Annotated in this window: 14 protein-coding genes and 1 tRNA gene; 6 read left to right on the plus strand and 9 right to left on the minus strand. The window is 33.9% G+C overall.

Translation table 11 applies throughout. The features are described 5' to 3' along the window. The first annotated feature begins 52 nt into the window (after positions 1–52). The gene (acs, locus tag CA2559_RS03260) at positions 53–1960 is read left to right on the plus strand and encodes an acetate--CoA ligase (protein WP_013186416.1); all 1908 of its coding nucleotides are present in this window, start codon (positions 53–55) and stop codon (positions 1958–1960) included. Positions 1961–1973: 13 nt separating this feature from the next. Then, positions 1974–3404: a phytoene desaturase family protein gene (locus tag CA2559_RS03265; protein WP_013186417.1), complete on the plus strand. Its 1431-nt coding sequence runs from the start codon at positions 1974–1976 to the stop codon at positions 3402–3404. Between the two features lie 35 nt (positions 3405–3439). Here the strand turns inward: CA2559_RS03265 and CA2559_RS03270 are convergent, their stop codons facing one another. Further along, positions 3440–5026, minus strand: coding sequence for a T9SS type A sorting domain-containing protein (locus CA2559_RS03270; protein ID WP_013186418.1), 1587 nt, complete (start codon positions 5024–5026; stop codon positions 3440–3442). A gap of 165 nt (positions 5027–5191) precedes the next feature. Here CA2559_RS03270 and CA2559_RS03275 point away from each other — a divergent pair, with 165 nt between their 5' ends. After that, the gene (locus tag CA2559_RS03275; RefSeq protein ID WP_013186419.1) at positions 5192–8404 is read left to right on the plus strand and encodes a T9SS-dependent choice-of-anchor J family protein; all 3213 of its coding nucleotides are present in this window, start codon (positions 5192–5194) and stop codon (positions 8402–8404) included. A gap of 54 nt (positions 8405–8458) precedes the next feature. Here CA2559_RS03275 and CA2559_RS03280 read toward each other — a convergent pair whose 3' ends face one another. The 4 genes from CA2559_RS03280 to mce all read right to left on the minus strand — a co-directional run bounded on the left by CA2559_RS03280 (position 8459) and on the right by mce (position 11219). Continuing rightward, complete coding sequence (locus CA2559_RS03280) at positions 8459–9163, minus strand: response regulator transcription factor (protein ID WP_013186420.1); 705 nt, start codon at positions 9161–9163, stop codon at positions 8459–8461. Beyond that, on the minus strand, positions 9135–10538 hold the full coding sequence (locus CA2559_RS03285; RefSeq protein WP_013186421.1) for a sensor histidine kinase: 1404 nt from the start codon (positions 10536–10538) through the stop codon (positions 9135–9137). The genes CA2559_RS03280 and CA2559_RS03285 overlap by 29 nt, the downstream gene beginning before the upstream one ends. A gap of 129 nt (positions 10539–10667) precedes the next feature. Then, positions 10668–10741, minus strand: a tRNA-Ile gene (locus CA2559_RS03290). Between the two features lie 70 nt (positions 10742–10811). Further along, complete coding sequence (gene mce / locus CA2559_RS03295) at positions 10812–11219, minus strand: methylmalonyl-CoA epimerase (protein ID WP_013186422.1); 408 nt, start codon at positions 11217–11219, stop codon at positions 10812–10814. Between the two features lie 74 nt (positions 11220–11293). Between mce and CA2559_RS03300 the strand changes: the two genes are divergently transcribed. Together CA2559_RS03300 and CA2559_RS03305 are read left to right on the plus strand one after the other, a co-directional pair. Beyond that, complete coding sequence (locus CA2559_RS03300) at positions 11294–11692, plus strand: ribosome-binding factor A (RefSeq protein WP_013186423.1); 399 nt, start codon at positions 11294–11296, stop codon at positions 11690–11692. Next, the gene (locus CA2559_RS03305; RefSeq protein WP_013186424.1) at positions 11689–12885 is read left to right on the plus strand and encodes an ABC transporter permease; all 1197 of its coding nucleotides are present in this window, start codon (positions 11689–11691) and stop codon (positions 12883–12885) included. Before CA2559_RS03300 ends, CA2559_RS03305 begins: the two co-directional genes overlap by 4 nt. Here the strand turns inward: CA2559_RS03305 and CA2559_RS03310 are convergent. Genes CA2559_RS03310 through CA2559_RS03325 form a run of 4 tightly spaced genes read right to left on the minus strand, consistent with a single transcriptional unit; the run spans position 12882 to position 17065 of the window. Next, entirely contained in the window at positions 12882–13256 is a 375-nt protein-coding gene (locus CA2559_RS03310; RefSeq protein WP_013186425.1) for a lysozyme inhibitor LprI family protein, read from the minus strand. The two genes, CA2559_RS03305 and CA2559_RS03310, sit on opposite strands and share 4 nt — an antisense overlap. A 15-nt stretch (positions 13257–13271) precedes the next feature. Beyond that, positions 13272–14243: a DUF4837 family protein gene (locus CA2559_RS03315; RefSeq protein WP_013186426.1), complete on the minus strand. Its 972-nt coding sequence runs from the start codon at positions 14241–14243 to the stop codon at positions 13272–13274. Positions 14244–14265: 22 nt separating this feature from the next. Beyond that, on the minus strand, positions 14266–15837 hold the full coding sequence (locus CA2559_RS03320) for a LysM peptidoglycan-binding domain-containing protein (protein WP_013186427.1): 1572 nt from the start codon (positions 15835–15837) through the stop codon (positions 14266–14268). A 43-nt stretch (positions 15838–15880) separates the two neighbouring features. Beyond that, positions 15881–17065: a phosphoglycerate kinase gene (locus tag CA2559_RS03325; RefSeq protein WP_041241099.1), complete on the minus strand. Its 1185-nt coding sequence runs from the start codon at positions 17063–17065 to the stop codon at positions 15881–15883. A gap of 132 nt (positions 17066–17197) precedes the next feature. On the opposite strand from CA2559_RS03325, the gene CA2559_RS03330 reads away from it, so the two are divergent. After that, positions 17198–18349 carry a DNA polymerase III subunit gene (locus tag CA2559_RS03330; RefSeq protein WP_041240891.1) on the plus strand — a complete coding sequence of 384 codons (1152 nt, stop codon included), beginning with the start codon at positions 17198–17200 and terminating at the stop codon, positions 18347–18349. Positions 18350–18357: the final 8 nt, after the last annotated feature.

Below are 18357 nucleotides of genomic sequence, written 5' to 3' on the forward strand. Positions count from 1 at the left end.
CCTCAAACACAGCTTTAAACAATTTTGTATCTTAGAATGAAAATAGCTAACAATGAGCCATTACAGCATAAAACATATTGAAGAGTATTATCAAGTATATAGAAAATCTGTTAGAGATCCCGAGCTGTTTTGGGGTGAAATAGCCGAAGAACATTTTTTATGGCGAAAAAAATGGGATCGCGTTTTAAGTTATGATTTTAGCAAACCTGAGTTTAAATGGTTTGAGGGTGCCCAATTAAATATTACAGAAAACTGCTTAGACAGACACTTAACCACAAGAGCAAATAAAACGGCACTTCTTTTTGAGCCAAACAATCCCGAAGAAAAGGCACAACATATTACTTACAAAGAGTTGTATGAGCGTGTTTGTAAGCTTGCAAATGTCTTAAAACAAAAAGGGGTTAAAAAAGGAGATCGCGTTTGTATTTATTTACCTATGATACCTGAGCTCACCGTATCTGTATTGGCTTGTGCAAGAATTGGCGCCATACACTCTGTTGTTTTTGCAGGGTTTTCATCTAAAGCTTTAGCAACTCGAATAAACGACTGTGACTGTGAAATGGTCATTACCTCAGATGGATCTTATAGAGGCCACAAAACAATAGATTTAAAAGCAATTGTAGATGAAGCATTAGAGCAATGTAGTGGCGTTAAAAACGTATTGGTGGTTAAACGTATTAATTCTGAGGTCTCAATGACACCTAACAGAGATTTCTGGATAGAACCACTGTTGAAAGAGGCTAGTGCAAATTGTCCTGCAGAAATAATGGATGCAGAAGATCCATTATTTGTTTTGTATACATCTGGATCTACAGGTACGCCAAAAGGAATGGTACACACTTGTGGAGGTTATATGGTATATAGCGCCTATACATTTAAAAATGTGTTTAGATATGAAGAAAATGATGTGTATTGGTGTACAGCAGATATTGGCTGGATTACAGGACACAGTTATATAATTTACGGTCCTTTAGCCAATGGTGCCACTTCCTTAATGTTTGAAGGTGTCCCTAGCTACCCAGATTTTGGAAGGTTTTGGGAAATTGTAGAAAAGCATAGAGTAAATCAGTTTTATACTGCGCCAACAGCAATTCGTGCTTTGGCAAAAGAAAACCTTAAATTTATTGAAAGTCACGACCTGTCTTCCTTAAAAGTATTAGGTACTGTTGGAGAACCAATTAATGAAGAGGCTTGGCATTGGTATAATGTTAATGTAGGAAAAAAACGCAGCCCTGTTGCAGATTCGTGGTTTCAAACAGAAACTGGTGGTATAATGATATCTCCTATTCCGTATGTTACAGCAACAAAACCTACATATGCAACATTACCTTTGCCTGGAGTACAGTTAGCGTTAATGGACGAAAATGGAGATGAAATTAAAGGCAACCAAGTAGATGGCCGTTTGTGCATAAAATATCCTTGGCCTGGTATAGCTCGTACTATATATGGAAACCATAAACGGTATAAGGACACCTATTTTTCAGCATTTAAAGGTATGTATTTTACAGGTGACGGTGCATTAAGAGATGAAACTGGATATTATAGAATTACAGGACGCGTTGATGATGTTGTAATTGTTTCCGGGCATAATATGGGTACTGCACCTATTGAAGATGCTATTAATGAACACCCAGCTGTAGCTGAAAGTGCTATAGTAGGTTTCCCTCACGATATTAAAGGAAATGCACTGTATGGGTTTATTACTCTAAAGGAAACTGGAGAAGGAAGAGATCACAATAATCTTAGGTCAGAAATAAATCAATTAATCACCGAATATATAGGTCCAATAGCCAAGTTAGATAAGATTCAATTTACAAAAGGGCTTCCTAAAACCCGTTCAGGGAAAATTATGCGCCGTATTTTAAGAAAAATTGCTAGTAAAGATTCTGAAAACCTTGGAGACATTAGTACCTTGCTAAATCCTGAAGTTGTTCAAGATATAATAGACACATCTCTATAACACATTAAAAACTATGAGCGCATATGACGCTGTAATTATAGGATCTGGACCAAATGGACTGGCTGCCGGAATTGCACTATCTCAAGAAGGTAAACGCGTACTTATTTTAGAAGCTCATAAAGAGGTTGGTGGTGGCACAAGAACTGCAGAGCTTACCTTACCTGGTTTTCATCACGATGTTTGTTCTGCCGTGCACCCTTCAGGGTTTATATCACCGTTTTTTAAAACATTACCTTTAGAGAAGTTTGGTTTAGAATGGATACATCCGGAGGTTTCTGTTGCACATCCATTAGACAATGCTCCTGCTATTCTTTTAAAAAAATCTATTAAAGACACTTCTACACAATTGGGGCAGGACTCTAATCGCTGGGTGTCTTTATTTGAGGAGTTTGTAGGTGCATCAGACGCTCTGTTTAAAGATACAATGGCACCATTACAAATTCCCAATAATCCTATTTTACTTTCTAAATTTGGTTTAAAAGGTGCGCGCTCTGCAGTATCTTTTGTAAACTCTTATTTTAAAGATGAACAAGCTAAGGCATTGTTTGCGGGATGTGCCGGTCATAGTATTTTACCATTTGATAAAATGTTAACCTCAGCTTTTGCTATGATGTTTGTAATACAAGGCCATGTTACCAATTGGCCAATAGTAAAAGGAGGCTCACAAAATTTAGCAAAGGCACTTTCAGGTTATTTTGTAAGCTTAGGAGGTACTATTACAACCAATACTCGTATTACTAATTTTGAGCAACTACCAATAGCTAAAGCTTATTTGTTTGACACAGACCCTAAGCAGCTTGCTGCTATTTGTAAAGCTGAGTTGCCAAAATCTTACCTAAACCGTCTTCATAACTATAAATACGGTCCTGGAATTTTTAAAGTAGACTGGGCTTTGTCTGAATCTATTCCTTGGAAAGATCCTAATTGCTTAAAAGCATCAACAGTTCATGTTGGTGGTACTTTTAATGAGATTGCAAAAAGTGAAAAAGACATGTGGGAAGGCAGACATTCTGAAAAGCCATTTCTAATTCTTTGTCAACAAAGTGAATTTGATGCAACTAGAGCACCAAAGGGGCAACATACAGGATATGCCTATTGTCACGTACCAAATGGATCTACAAAAGATATGACAGCTGCTATAGAAAGCCAAATAGAGCGTTTTGCGCCAGGGTTTAAGAATATTATACTAAGCAGACATAAAACCTCAACAAAAGGGTTTCAGGATTACAATCCTAACTATTTAGGAGGTGCAATTACTGGCGGAGTTTCAGATATTTCTCAATTATTTACGAGACCAGTTGCAAGGTTAAACCCTTATTCCACTCCTAATCATTCAATTTATATTTGCTCTGCATCTTCGCCACCTGGTGGTGGTGTTCATGGTATGTGTGGTTATTATGCGGCTAAGAGTGTCCTAAATAAAAAAGCCACTATCAAAAGATAGTGGCTTCTTAAAGGTTTAATTTTAAACACTATAAACTAGTTCTTAACAATTTTATAAGTGTGTACGTTGTCTTCCGATTTAACTTTTATAATATATAAACCAGATTCTAAGCTGTTAGTATTTAGGTTAATATAATTATTGTTCACCTTATTCTTTAAGACTTCCTTACCTCTAATATCATAAATTACAACTTCATCAATTATATTACTATAGGAGATGTTAACTTCATTTTTAATAGGATTTGGGTAAACTTCTAATTCATTTGATTCAACTTCATCTGTACTTAGCGTAGAAGAATCATAAGCAGCGATTCTAAATTTACCAAATTGTTGAGACCATCCCCAAACTCTTACTATTACCGTTTCACCTGGTGTTTTATCTGTAAATAAAATTCCTGCAAATTGGTTACCTCCTATTACAAATTGATCATTACAATAAGCTGTTGTGGTATTTGGTGGTGGTAAATTATAATAATAAGGCTCTAAAGTGTCTGTACCGCAAGATCCTGTATAGGTTTCGATTGCAGTATCATAAAGGTTTGTTTCGTCAGGCTCAACCCTAGTTTCTATAGTAAAGCTACCAGATTCTGGTACTACCACTGTAAACCAAATATCTCTTCCTCGTGTAGAAAAATCTAAAGTACCACAACTAGGAAAGTTTGAGTTGCCTGGATTTATTGTTGCTGAAGTGTTTGTAGCTACTATAAAGCTATCTTCAAAACTTTGTCCAACATTTAATGCTATTGGGTTAGTACAATCATCATTAGATGGTGGTGCAGGAGATTTGTAAACACACAAATCAAAATAAATTGCTTGTGAAGATAATGCAGATGTCACATTTATATAATAGGTTTCATTTGCTTCTAAATCTCCCAATACAATATCTTCACATTGGTTGGTCTGTGAAGGAAATTCTTCTGACAGCGGATTTAAAAATCCTGGAGTTCCATTATAAAGACTAATAGATAAAGGCGCTGCACCATTTACTAAAGATGCAGAAAATGTATACTCTGCGCTTTCTGTTGGTGTAAATGTATACCAAACATCCGGATTAGAGTTTGTACAATAAGACTCTCCAGAGGTGCTTGCGTTTGCAGTGTACCCAACGACACTGTTCTCACACATATCTATGGTAGATTCTAATATCTCTTCTGCATTTGCTGTATCATTATTATCTGGTGAGTCTGGAAATGGATAAACACACATACGGTATTGTGTTGTTTCAGATGCACCACGTGCGTTAATGTAGTATGTTTGGCCACTATTTAAGACTGCACTGTAATATCTTGTAGCGCATCCTGTTTGGCTTGTAAGATTTCCTGGTGTGCCTGTAAAAATACCAATGCGTACATTTTGATTGTTAGAGTTTAAAGACTCTATTTCAATAGCATACATCTTAGTTTCAGTTGGTGTAAATGTGTACCAAGAATCTACCCAAAAATCATAATCTACACAGTTAAACTCTGCAGACTTTGTAAAGCCTTGAAAGTTTGAGATTTCTGAATTTTCGCATTCGTAAGTTGCAGATAACTCTGTAGCAACTGCTCCATTTGCTTCGTCAGATTGTGCACTTAGGTTGCAAGCCAATACTAGCGAAGCAATTAAAAGTATATATCTAGTCATAATAAGTGGTTTTTAAGTGTAACAAAAATCAAAAAAAACAAGTTATAAAGTAGGTGTTTTTTAACCGTTAACTTATCGTTAACCGAAGTGAACTTTTTTAAAATCAAATAAGTAGATAAGTTTACATCACTAAAAATTAATATTCAGATTAAACATTTAGATATCATGAAAAACATTTACATCATTTTAATTCTTGTTGCTGCAACCTTAAAGATAAATGCTCAAGTAGTTTCAATTAATGACATTACATTAGGTGGAATCTCTACTAGTACTTTTCAAGAAACCCCTATAGATGCAGATGATAATTACTCGTACTCACAAAGTATATATTTGCAATCTGAAATTAATGTTGCTGGGACAATTTCCAAAATTACATATTATACAGATGGTGTCTTAGAAAACTCAAATGACATTACCGTTTATATGGCAGAAAAAACTGAAGATGTCTTTTCATCCAATGATGATTGGCTTCCGTTTAGTAGTCTTACTGAAGTTTTTTCTGGAACATATGAGGTTTATGGTAATGAGGTTTCAATAATACTAGACACACCTTTTAACTACAGTAACACTTCTAACCTTGTTATAATTGTAGATGAGAATCAAGACGATAGTGATAGCAATGATTTTATTACACATAACCTAGGTTTCTCTGAAGCAAATGGTAGAGTTTTACACTATGGGAATAACTTTACAAACCCAGACCCAATATCTCCTCCAAGCGGTACAAGAGATTATTATAGACCAAATATAGAAATAGATTTTAATGAGATAACTTGTTTTCCTCCAAGTAACATTGCCATTGGCACCATAGAGCCTACAGCAGTTACTATAAGCTGGGAATCTCCTGTAACTAACTGGGACTATGTTATCCAATTTGCAGGCTTAGGAAACCCAGATGCTGCAACACCAGTTGAAGCTTCTTCTTCCACAATTAACCCACAAGGTTTAACTAGCAATACAGCCTATGAGTTTTTTGTAAGATCAAGTTGTGATACAGATGATACAAGTGATTGGATTGGCCCAATAAATTTTAGAACTGGTTGTGAAACTGTAAACGATTTTTCTGAATCTTTTGAAAGTTTACCAGATGAATTAGCTATCCCATATTGTTGGTCTGTAATTTCAACATCTACAGGTACAGAGGCATCTTACAAAGTAAATTCAAGCGCGTCTCAATCCTATTCTCCAGATAATTATTATGAAATTCAAATTAATGAAGATGATGAGTTATTTGTTATTTCACCACAAAGTCTAACTATAGCAGATGGTACGAAAAGAATTGAGTTTGCTGCAAAAGTTAATTCTACCACAAGTGGTGAAACTACTTTAAATGTAGGTCTTATGACAGACCCCAATAGCGAAACAACATTTGAAGCGCTGTCTTCATTTACACTAAACAGCTCATCAAACAATAACAATAATTATACTTTATACTATGTAAACATACCTGAAAATATTAACGCAGATTATTTAGCATTTAACATAGAAACAACATCTACGTTTAATAAGATTGTTAGTCTAGATGATATTGTGATTACATCGCAACCAAGCTGTTTTGAGGTATTAAACTTGGAAGCTAGTGAAATTACAGACACTTCATTTAACCTTACACTGGAGGCAGATATACAACCACAAACTCAATGGGAATTGGTTGTTGTGCAAACAGACTTAAATTTTAATCCAGACCTAGAGACGCCTATTGTAGTGAACACACTTACAACTCCTATTACAACAGATTCTGATGGAGGCTCTATTTTACCAAACAGTCCTTACAGAGTGTTTATAAGAGCTAATTGTGATGCTGCGGGAAGTGATGGCTCAGGATATAGTAGTTGGTTTGGTCCATATGATTTGAGAACAGATTGCGCTCCGTTAAACAATGGTTTTACAGAAACGTTTGAAAGCTATAGTAATGCAGATTTTCCTTTTTGTTGGTCTAAGAACATGACTTCAACAGGTTCTCCGTTAGTGCAAGTAAGCAGTTTTGCCAGTTATGCAAACTCAGGTAGTAATTCTTTAATAATGAATACTGGTAATGATCCTAATGCCAATATCTTATTAATACTGCCACAAAGTACAATTGCTAATGATGGTAATCATAGATTGGAATATTATGCAAGAAAAACAAATGTTAATACAGATATTAACTTGATTGTTGGTACAATGAGTGATCCTTTAGACGCTAATACCTTTGAGGAAATTACAGCAGTACCTGTATTAACTGGAGGTACTTCTGGAGAAAATGTACAGTATTTTGTAAACTTACCTTTTAATGATAATGACTATGTTGTATTAAAGCATGAAGCTGGAGATGCTGCTAGTGTTGCTCTATATTTAGATGATGTTACAATTACAGAGCAACCAGATTGTACAGAAGTGTTTAATGTTACAGCGAATAATGTTACAGCTTCTTCTGTAAGCGTGAGTTGGGAGTTTATTGGAGACCAAACACAATGGGAGTATATTGTACAACCATTAAATACTGGAATTCCTGTTTCTGGACAAAGCACGATGAGTAATACTTCAAATTCAGATTTTAGTATGTTAGATGCTAATACTAGCTATGAAATATATGTTAGGGCAAATTGTGATACAGATGGTTATAGTGATTGGTCTGCTCCCATAACTTTTACAACACTTTGTGTAGGTGAGTCTGATAACTTTACACACAGTTTTGAGGGCTTTGAGAGCAATACACCTATTGAGCCTTGTTGGTCTAGTTTAATTACTCCTTTTTCTACAAGTCCTACAATAACGTATAGTAGTACACAAGCACAAGATGGTAGCTTAAGCGCAAGACTTTATAGCGGAAATTCCACAGATACTGATTTATTATTAATTAGTCCTCAACTATTAGGTTTAGATGCCACAAAACAAATTAGTTTTTATGTTTATGATAATGATATGGGTGCTTTAGAAGTTGGTACAATGACTAATAAAAATGATGCCACAACCTTTACACCATATCAGATTTTTACAGATGCAGATTTAACTGATGATGCTTGGGAACAGAAGATTGTAACCTTTGAAGACTATACCGGTACAGATCAATATATTGCTTTTAGGTATGTTGCTGCTTCTACTTTTGACAATTTATTTATTGATAACTTTAGCTACGACACAAATCCAGTGTTAAGCACTTCAGAAAATAGTTTAAGTGACGTTAGCATATATCCTAACCCTGTAAAAAACGCGTTACATATAACTGGAGAGCATATATCCTCTATTACCATTTATACTATTAATGGTAAAAAAGTGTTTTCTAAACGTGAATCGCTTGAAACTATTAATATTACAAACCTAAATGCAGGTATATACTTTGTAGAGTTAAAAGACCAAGACGGAAAACGTATTATGAAAAAAGTAATAAAGCAGTAGTAAGATAGATTAACAACTATAATTAAAAAAGGCTCTCAATTATGAGAGCTTTTTTTATTGATCTTTAATTACAAACTCTAAACCAACACCTCTTACACTGTTAATACTAATATTCTTATCATCTTTAAAGTGTTTTCTAACTCTTGAAATAAAGACATCCATACTTCGGCCAGAAAAGAAGTTACTTTGCCCCCAAACATTGTCTAAAATATCATCTCGTGGTATAAGGCTATTTTTATTTTTATAGAGATAAACAATTAACTGTGCTTCTTTTTCGGTAATCTTAAAAGTATGGTTTTCAATAGTTAACGAAAGATTTTTTACATCAAGCAAGTATTTTCCTATTTGTAAGGTTTCAAAGACCTCTTCTTCGATATTAATTGTTTGCTGCTGCTTTGTTCTTTTAATAATATTATTTATTCTTAAGATAAGCTCCTCTACCTCAAAGGGTTTAGAAATATAATCGTCTGCACCAATACTTAACCCTTTAATACGGTCTGGTTTGTTTTTTCGTGCTGTTAAGAATAAAAAAGGTGTTGCTGGAAATTTCTTGGAAATTTTCTTGGAAAGACTAAAGCCATCAAGCTTTGGCATCATTACATCTACAATACAAATGTCAAAAGAGTGCATTTTTAACAAATCGAAAGCTTCAACACCATCTTTAGCCCAAAATACTTCAAACTTATTAAGTTCTAAATACTGTTTTAGAGTCGTGCCAAAATCTATATCATCATCTGCTAATAAGATTCTTTTTTCCATTGCTTAAAGGAAGTTTTATAAAGAATGTAGAGCCTTCATTTTTCCGACTTTTAACATCCAACGTTCCTTTATGAGCATTTATAATTTGTTTGCAATAATAAAGGCCTAAACCTAGACCCTTAAAATTGTGTGTGTTTTTCTCACTTACCCTAAAGAACTTACCAAAGATAAGTGTTTTATTTTTTTTAGAAATTCCTATTCCATTGTCTGAAATAGAAATAATATGTTCAAAATTTTCAATTTGATACGTTATTTTTATAACGCTTCCTTCAAATTTTACTGCATTGTTTAATATGTTGACAATTGCTGTGCTAAAGTAAAATTGATCTACACTTACCTCTTCTGAAACATCTGAAATAGATTTTATAAATTGAATATGCTTTGGCAGTGTTAATGCATAGTCTTCACTTAAATCTTTAAGAAAGCTTGAGAGGTTTACCTGCTCTTTATTAAGGTTTATATCATTATAACCAACGCTATTGTCTACTACTTGGTCTATAAGGTTTTGGAGTCTTTTATTTTGCCTATTAATGGTATCTATAGAGTCTTTTGCTATGTCTTTATTGTCTTTTGCAAACTTGTTAGTTAGCGTTTTTGTAGCAATAGATAGCGTTGCTAAAGGTGTTTTAAGCTCATGAGTGATATTATTTATAAAGTCTGTTTTTATGTCTGATATACGCTTTAACTTTAAGAGGTTTCTTATAGAATATGTTACTAAAAGAATGATAAAGAGAAAGAGCAAAAACGCAACAAAAAACAGTAATAATAATCTCTTAAATATGATAGTATCCCAATTTAGGATCTTCATATAAATTGTTGCTCTATACTTTATATCCACAGTAGATTCTTGATTAAGCGTATTAGTATAGTCTTTATCAAAAGTCCAGTTCCAGGCATTAATAATTAAGCCTTCATCTGTGGGAAAATTTGTGCCTAATAAGAAAATAGGTTCATCTTTTCCATCTATTAAAAGATCTTCTGTTTCACCGTTTTCGGACAGCTGAATAGAGGTAGCAATTTTTTTAAACTGAATATTATCATCTAAGTTGTAATACTCTGCTCCTTTTTTAAAGTAGTCTAAAAACGTATCGTTTTTTAAGCTGGAAAACTTTTCCAAACTGTTTAGTAAGGAGTCTTTAGTTATTATTCCGTTTTTATATTCTGGAATTTTTTCTACAAATTCCATTCTATAATTCCAGGAAAGCGAATCTACATATGGTGTTTTTACTATACTGCCTATTTTAGTTCTAGACTCCACAGCATAGCTTTTCTTTCTTAAGTCATACGTATTGAAAATTAAATAGCCTTGCATTGTTGTTAAGGCTATTAGCGCAAGTATTGCACCTACTATTAGTAGTTTAGATTTAATTTTCATGAAGTTAAAACTAAGACAAAAATGTAAAACGAAAACTTTTTATATCTCTTGTTAACTTTACATTAACCGATTGGTATACATTAAAAACAAAAAAAAGCCGCTATCAAATGATAACGGCTTTAGTTTCTGTGGTCCCACTTGGGCTCGAACCAAGGACCACCTGATTATGAGTCAGGTGCTCTAACCAACTGAGCTATGGGACCTTTTGACAAGTGTTTGCCAAAATAGAGCGCAAAAATAACACTTTGATAAATTTCAGGCAAGCTAAATGTATCATTTCTTAATATCTTGACATAATTCTACTAAAACACCGTTAGAAGATTTAGGGTGCAGAAACGCAATAAGCTTATTATCTGCGCCTTTTTTAGGAGTTTCATTTAATAATTTAAACCCTTCATTTTTTAGTCGCTTCATTTCTTTTTCAATATCCTCGACAGCATATGCTATATGATGAATGCCTTCACCACGCTTTGCTATAAACTTAGCAATGGCACTATCCTCATGCGTTGCGCCCAAAAGTTCTATCTTACTGTCTCCAACTTTAAAGAAGCTAGTAGTTACACCTTCACTTTCTACATCTTCTGCTTTGTAAGGAGCAACACCTAATAATGTTTCATATGTTTTATTAGCTTCTTCTAGGTTGCTTACAGCTATGCCTATATGTTCTATTTTAGTTAACATAATTCAATTTTAATTGTGATTGGTTTACACGTTGTAAATCTAACTTAATGCGCTAAATATCGTATTTTTGCACTATGGAAACAAACAGACAAAAGAAAATAGCAGGCGTATTGCAGCGTGATTTGGCAGATGTTTTGCAAAGTGCTTTACGCGAAGCTGGCACTCAAGGAATCATTATTTCTGTGACTCAAGCAAAGGTAACTACAGACTTGTCTCAGGCAAAAGCCTATTTAAGTATATTTCCTTCAGATAAAGCAGAAACAGTAATTGCTGAAATAAATAAGTTGAAATATCAAATTAAGCATCAAATAGCGCTTAAAACAAAGAACCAATTACGCAGAATGCCTAACCTAGAGTTTTTTAACGATGATTCTTTAGATTATATCGCAGGAATAGAAGATGCTGTAAAAGGTAAAGAAAACCCAATTGAAAACAGAGATTTATTAGATAAACGCAAGAAAGCAGGTAATTGAATTTTTCCTATTACATCGCTAAGCGGTATTTATTTACAAAAAGTAAAAACAATGCTATAAATATTATCTCATTAATAGCTACTATTGGTGTTTTTGCCGGTGCTTTAGCGTTATTTATTGTGCTATCAGGGTTTTCTGGGCTTAAAGATTTTAGCCTTTCATTTACTAATGAGTTTGATCCAGATTTAAAACTACTTCCAGAACAAGGCAAAACAATAGTTGTAGATAGCCTTTTGCAAGAAAAAATTTCTGAAGTTGAAGGAATAGTAGCATACTCTAAAGTGATAGAAGAACGTGTCTTTTTAGATTTTAGAGAAAAAAACCAGATGGCTTTTATTAAAGGTGTCGATGAGCGTTTTAAAAGTGTAAATGCTATTGATAGTTCTTTATTTTATGGCACTTGGCTAAGTGATAAACCTAGCCATGTTGTGCTTGGTAATGGTATTTCGCAATCACTATCTCTTGGAACATATGATTATGGTAGCACATTAAGATTAATGGTGCCAAAGCCAGGAAAAGGACAAATTACAAATCCCACAGATGCTTTTAATGCTAAGCAAAGTGTGGTTTCTGACATTTATAGCATTAATGAGGAACTAGATAATAAGTATGTTTTTTCAAGCTTGGCATTTGCTCAAGAACTTCTGGAATTAGATGCAAATGAATTTTCTGCTCTCGAAATAAAACTAAGTCCCACAGCTAAAGAAGATGATGTAAGAGCATCTCTAAATAATTTATTTGATAAGCCTATAAATATTAAAAATAGAATACAGCTTAATGATAAGCTTTATAAAATGCTCAATACAGAAAACCTTGCTGTATACCTCATTTTTACATTAGTGTTAATTATCGCCTTGTTTAATGTGATAGGCTCTATTATTATGGTTATTCTTGATAAGCAGGATAACATTAAAACACTATATAATGTAGGTGCAAGCGTTTCTCAGATAAAGAAGGTCTTCTTGTTACAAGGAACGTTAATGACGCTTTTAGGAGGCGTTTTAGGGCTCTTTGTAGGTGTATTAATTATTTATGCCCAACTACAGTTTAATATGATCATGATTACTCCTAGCTTACCATATCCCGTAAGTCTTACCATAAAAAACATATTGATTGTTTTTGTGACAATTATGTCTCTTGGAATCATGGCGAGCTATATAGCTTCGAGTAGAATACATAGAGCTTTAGCTTAATTACAAGGCTCTGTTGTTGTGTCATTAAACCAGGTATTAAAATACTTAATCCTATCTAATGTAAATTCAGTTAAAAACATGGATTCACAGATCCCATAGTTGTTATTTGAAGATCTGTTTACTTCAGAATTTGGAAATCTTGATTCTAACTCAAAATTTCTAAACCCTAACCATAGTTCTTGAGATTGCTTTAAGCGTTTTGAAAATTCAGGATTTTCATTGTGACCCTTTAAAATAGAATTAAAGAGACTTTTAAGTTCTTTATCTGATTGTAGGTATTCAGAATAAGCTACTTTTTCTAACTCTGCTTGGTTTTGGGAGTATGTAAGAGAGAAGAAACAAATAGATACTACTAGTAATATATGTTTCATAATCTTTGGTGGTTTTTAAAATCCTATTTTGGCTGATTTTAATATGGCCTCTAACTCAAACATATGATCTCGTTTAGGAGCCGATGGTGCAAAGGTAAAACCTTCTAGTACAATATACCTATTATTTGCCTTATCTTCAATAGTATAGTTAAGAAAAGGTCCTGCCATAAATGCATTTTTAACTTCCCATGTTCCTTTTGTTTCATAAGCAAACCTACCATCTATTTCACTTTCGAAAAGGTATGGTGCGTATGCAGCCTCAGTAATCATATAGCTGCCGTCTACAGGTCCAGGAATATGTGCTTGACCAATACTGTCTCTCATTTTAATTATACTAGAGATAACATTTGTATCTGCATTTATCTTTTGCATAGGTATTTCATATATCATAATATTCATACCTCCATTTTTAAGATCTTTACGAAGCCAGAAAAACTTATCGTCTTCTTTAGCATATCTGTATGCCGTTGGAAATTTTAAAGAAACACCTAATTTCTTCTTAATAACATCATCTGCCTTTAAGGATTTGTTAATCCTGCGTTGCTTCTCTTTTATTTCTGTTTGTTTAAACACTGCAACTATATCTGCTCCTCTTTCATTAATTAATTTAGCAATTGAAGCCGCATCTGGCCCTTTAGCAATGACACCCGTTTGTGGCCTAGCAAATTGATTTCTTACAATTTTTAAAGCTATGGAATCAGATTTTTCAACTTTTAGGTAGGTTCTGTTTTTTGTCACAAAACCGCTAAATGCCTTTGGTGGAATTTGATTCATGTTAAATAAAGGCTCTTCTTGTGGTAAACCTTCAACGGTTGCTGCAAGGTTTGTTCTTATGGCATCTCCAACTTCACCTTTCCACAAATCATTTTCTACAATAACAGAAAGGTTATTAATGTTTCCTGAAGAGGTTGTGAGTATAACCTTTTCGTCTTCACAAGAGGTAAACACTGTTGCTAGAACACTTAACAGTAGTACAAATTTTTTCATGATGTTGGTTTTGCGAACGCGCCTAACCTTTAGATAGTTTTAGTCGCATTCCTGGTTTCAAGGAATTACTGCTAATATCGTTCCAATTTTTAAGATTTGAAACTGAAACACCAGGAATTTTATTCGCAATGCTCCAAAGTGAGTCGCCAGACTTAACTGTATATACTTTTCCTGTTATAGGTTTTGAGCTACTAGCACTATTTCTGGTTGCTGCCACAGGCTTTCTTGGATAAATGGTTAGGCGTTGTCCTATTCTTATATTATTACTACGTAACCTGTTCCAGCGTTTTATACTGCTTACACTAACGCCGTAGCGTTCTGCAATTTTTCCTAAAACATCTCCAGATCTTACACGATACCTAACCTTATCATTAGCTTCAACTAAATTAGGTAGCGGCTTCTCTCTTTTTTCTAACTCTGTTTTAGCATATGCATATACTGCATTTTCATGAGTTACAAATATTCCTGCTTGCTCTGTTGGCAATCTTAAATAGTAAGCTTCGTCTTCTATCTTAGGTATTATCCCTAGTTTATAGCTTGGGTTTAAAAACTCTAACATTCCAGAGTCTAATTGCGTTACTTCTGAAATTTGATCAAAAGTGATCATATCTTTTATATGAATTGTATCTGTTTTAAAGTATGGAATCTCAGGCCTTTTAGGTTGAAAGCCGTGTTCTTCAGCATATTCAAAAATATACATGGAAGCTAGGAATGCAGGCACATAACCTGCTGTTTCTCGTGGAAGAAATGGTCTTAAATTCCAATAATTTTTATAACCGCCACTACGTCTTACTGCTTTATTTACATTACCTGGACCTGAGTTGTAGGCTGCTAGTGCCAAATCCCAATCTTCAAAAATATCATAAAGCTTAGAAAGGTATTTACAAGCTGCTTCTGTAGCCATGATAGGATCCATACGTTCATCTACATAAGAACTCACATCTAAGTCATACATTTTACCGGTAGAGAACATAAATTGCCATAAGCCAGTTGCTCCTACGCGAGATTTAGCTCGTGGATTAAGAGCAGACTCCACAATAGCCAAATATTTCATTTCCAGAGGTATGTCATACTTGTCTAACATTTGTTCGAACATAGGAAAGTAATATTCACTAATAGCCATAAGGCGTTCGTAACTTTCTTTATTTCGTTTTAAGTACGATTTTATGACGTTCTCTAAAGATGGATTATATTCAATATTAAAAGGCGTTTTAGCGTTAAGTTTTGCTAAACGTGCTTTAAGAGTGTCTGTTGGTAAATCAAAAATTACTGTCTCGTTATATGGTAAACTGTCTAATTTTGCGTGAAGCTCTTCGAAAATATCTTCGTTGGAAAGCTCTGCCATCCACAATGAATCTACACGTATGGCTTCTTTAATATCCTGTAAAGGTTCTTTATTTTCAAGTCTTACTAATGCAGCAGGAATGGTACGTTTAAACTCTGGGTTTTTTGTGTCTACAACTGTAGTATCAATGCTTTTATACATTGTTATTCCTGTTGAATCCTGAATAATCTTACGTGGTTTTTTAATACTGTCTTGAGCACTAACACTTGTTGCTCCTATTAGGAGCGTAATAAAGATATATCTAAACATAAATGGGCTTTGTGAGCAAACGATAAAATAGGAAAATTATTCTTTAATCTTCCAACGCTGCAATTCCTGGTAATTTTTTTCCTTCTAGCATTTCCAACATTGCACCACCACCAGTAGATACATAACTTACTTTGTTCTCAAAACCAAATTGCTTAACGGCAGCAACACTATCACCACCACCAACTAAAGAGAACGCTCCTTTTTCTGTGGCTTCTTCTATATAATTACCTAACTCTATAGTTCCTTTTGCAAAAGGCTCCATTTCAAAAACACCTAATGGACCATTCCATAAAATAGTTTTAGATTGTAATACTACGCCTTTAAACTCCTCAAGAGTTTTTGGGCCAACATCTAAGCCCATCCAACCATCACTTATGTTATCTACAGCTTCAATATTTGTATTTGCAAATTCAGAAAAACTGTCTGCAACAATCGCATCAGAAGGAAGGTGAATTTGCACGTTTTTTTCTTCAGCTTTTTCAATAATTTCTAGAGCAAGGTCTAGTTTGTCCTCTTCAACTAAAGAACTTCCTATTTTACCACCTTTGGCTTTAATGAAAGTAAATGTCATTCCGCCACCTATAATAAGATGATCTATCTTGTCTAAAATATTTTCTATAACAGTAATCTTAGTGGATACTTTTGCACCTCCAAGGATAGCTGTAACTGGTTTGGTAGAGTTATTAAGAACTTTGTTTAAGCTCTCTATTTCTTTTTGTAAAAGGTAACCTACACATTTGTCTTCAAAATAATTTGCTACTACTGTTGTTGAGGCGTGAGCTCGATGTGCTGTACCAAAAGCATCATTTATATAAACATCACCTAATTTAGACAGCTGCTTTGCAAATTTCTGATCGCCTTTCTTTTCTTCTTCATGGTATCTAAGGTTTTCCAGTAGTAATACTTCACCGTTTTCTAACCTAGATACTGCATCTTCTGCAACTGGTCCTACACAATTAGAAGCAAATTTTGTTTGCACACCTAAAATTTCAGAAACTTTAGAACAGATGTGTTTTAAAGAATATTCTTCTTGCTCTCCTTTAGGACGCCCTAAGTGTGACATTAAAACAGCAGAACCACCATCTTCTAAGACTTTAATAATTGTGTCTTTTGCAGCTTCTATTCTAGTTGTGTCTGTAACTTCAAAATCATCATTTAAAGGCACATTAAAATCTACTCTAATTAATGCTTTTTTATTTTTGAAATTATAGTCGTTAAGGGTTTTCATAGTTACAAAGTTTAAAGGCAAAAGTAATGAAATATCTCTTTTAACCATTGTTAAGTAAAAGAGGTTAACATTACTCATTTCTATAAATTTTAATTTTCAATATCCTTTGCTATGGGAATGCTATATTTGCGTATGCTTTTTAAGGATATTATCGGGTTGCCCCACATTAAAAACCACCTTACAACAACTGCCGACAGGCGCAGGATTCCTCATGCACAATTGTTTGTTGGTAAAAGCGGAAGCGGGACTTTACCAATGGCAATTGCTTATGCACAATATATTCTCTGTAATAATAGCAACGGTGATAATTTAGAAGACAATTCTTGTAATATGAGGTTTAATAACCTGTCTCATCCTGATTTGCATTTTGCGTTTCCTGTTGCCAACACAAAAGAAGTGTCTAAACATGCTGTTTCTAATCACTTTATGGCCCAATGGCGAGATTTTGTTAAAGACTCACCTTATGCAGATGTTTTTGATTGGTATAAGCGTTTAGAAATAGAAAATAAACAAGGAAGAATTGGCGTAGATGAAGCTCAAGATGTTGTAAAAAAACTGTCTTTAAAAGCTTATGAAGGTGGTTTTAAGTGTATGATTATTTGGGGTGCAGATAAAATGAATACAGAAGCTTCTAACAAGCTACTAAAGCTAATAGAAGAGCCACCTGAAAAAACTGTATTCCTATTAATTACAGATGATGAGGATAGTATTATTCAAACTATATTAAGCAGATGCCAGGTATTGCATTTTCCACCTTTAGGAGAAGGAGACATAGCAAAACATCTAATTGATTATGAAGGATTAGATATCGTAAATGCTCAAAAAATAGCGCATCAGTCTGATGGTGATTATAATATTGCCATGCATTTATTACACAAGAATGAAGACGATGCACTTTTTGAAGAATGGTTTATTACTTGGGTACGTACCGCATTTAGAGCAAAAGGAAATAAAAAGGCAATAAATCCATTATTAACTTGGAGTGAAACAATAGCTAAATCTGGTAGAGAAACCCAAAAACGATTTTTAGAATACTGTCAAAACTTTTTTAGACAAGCTTTGCTTATAAATTACAACACACCAGAGTTAGTTTACCTACAGCCACAAACCTCTGGCTTTGATATAAATAAATTTGCACCATTTGTACACGAAAATAATATCTTGCAAATAAATGAAGCGCTACAAGATGCAATGTATCATATTGAGCGAAATGGAAATCCTAAAATTATTCTTAGTGATTTAAGTATTAAGTTAACTAGGTTCTTACACACAAAAAGCGCCTAGGCAATTTT

This window comes from Croceibacter atlanticus HTCC2559 (assembly GCF_000196315.1).
In the GTDB taxonomy this organism is placed as follows: Bacteria; Bacteroidota; Bacteroidia; order Flavobacteriales; family Flavobacteriaceae; genus Croceibacter; species Croceibacter atlanticus.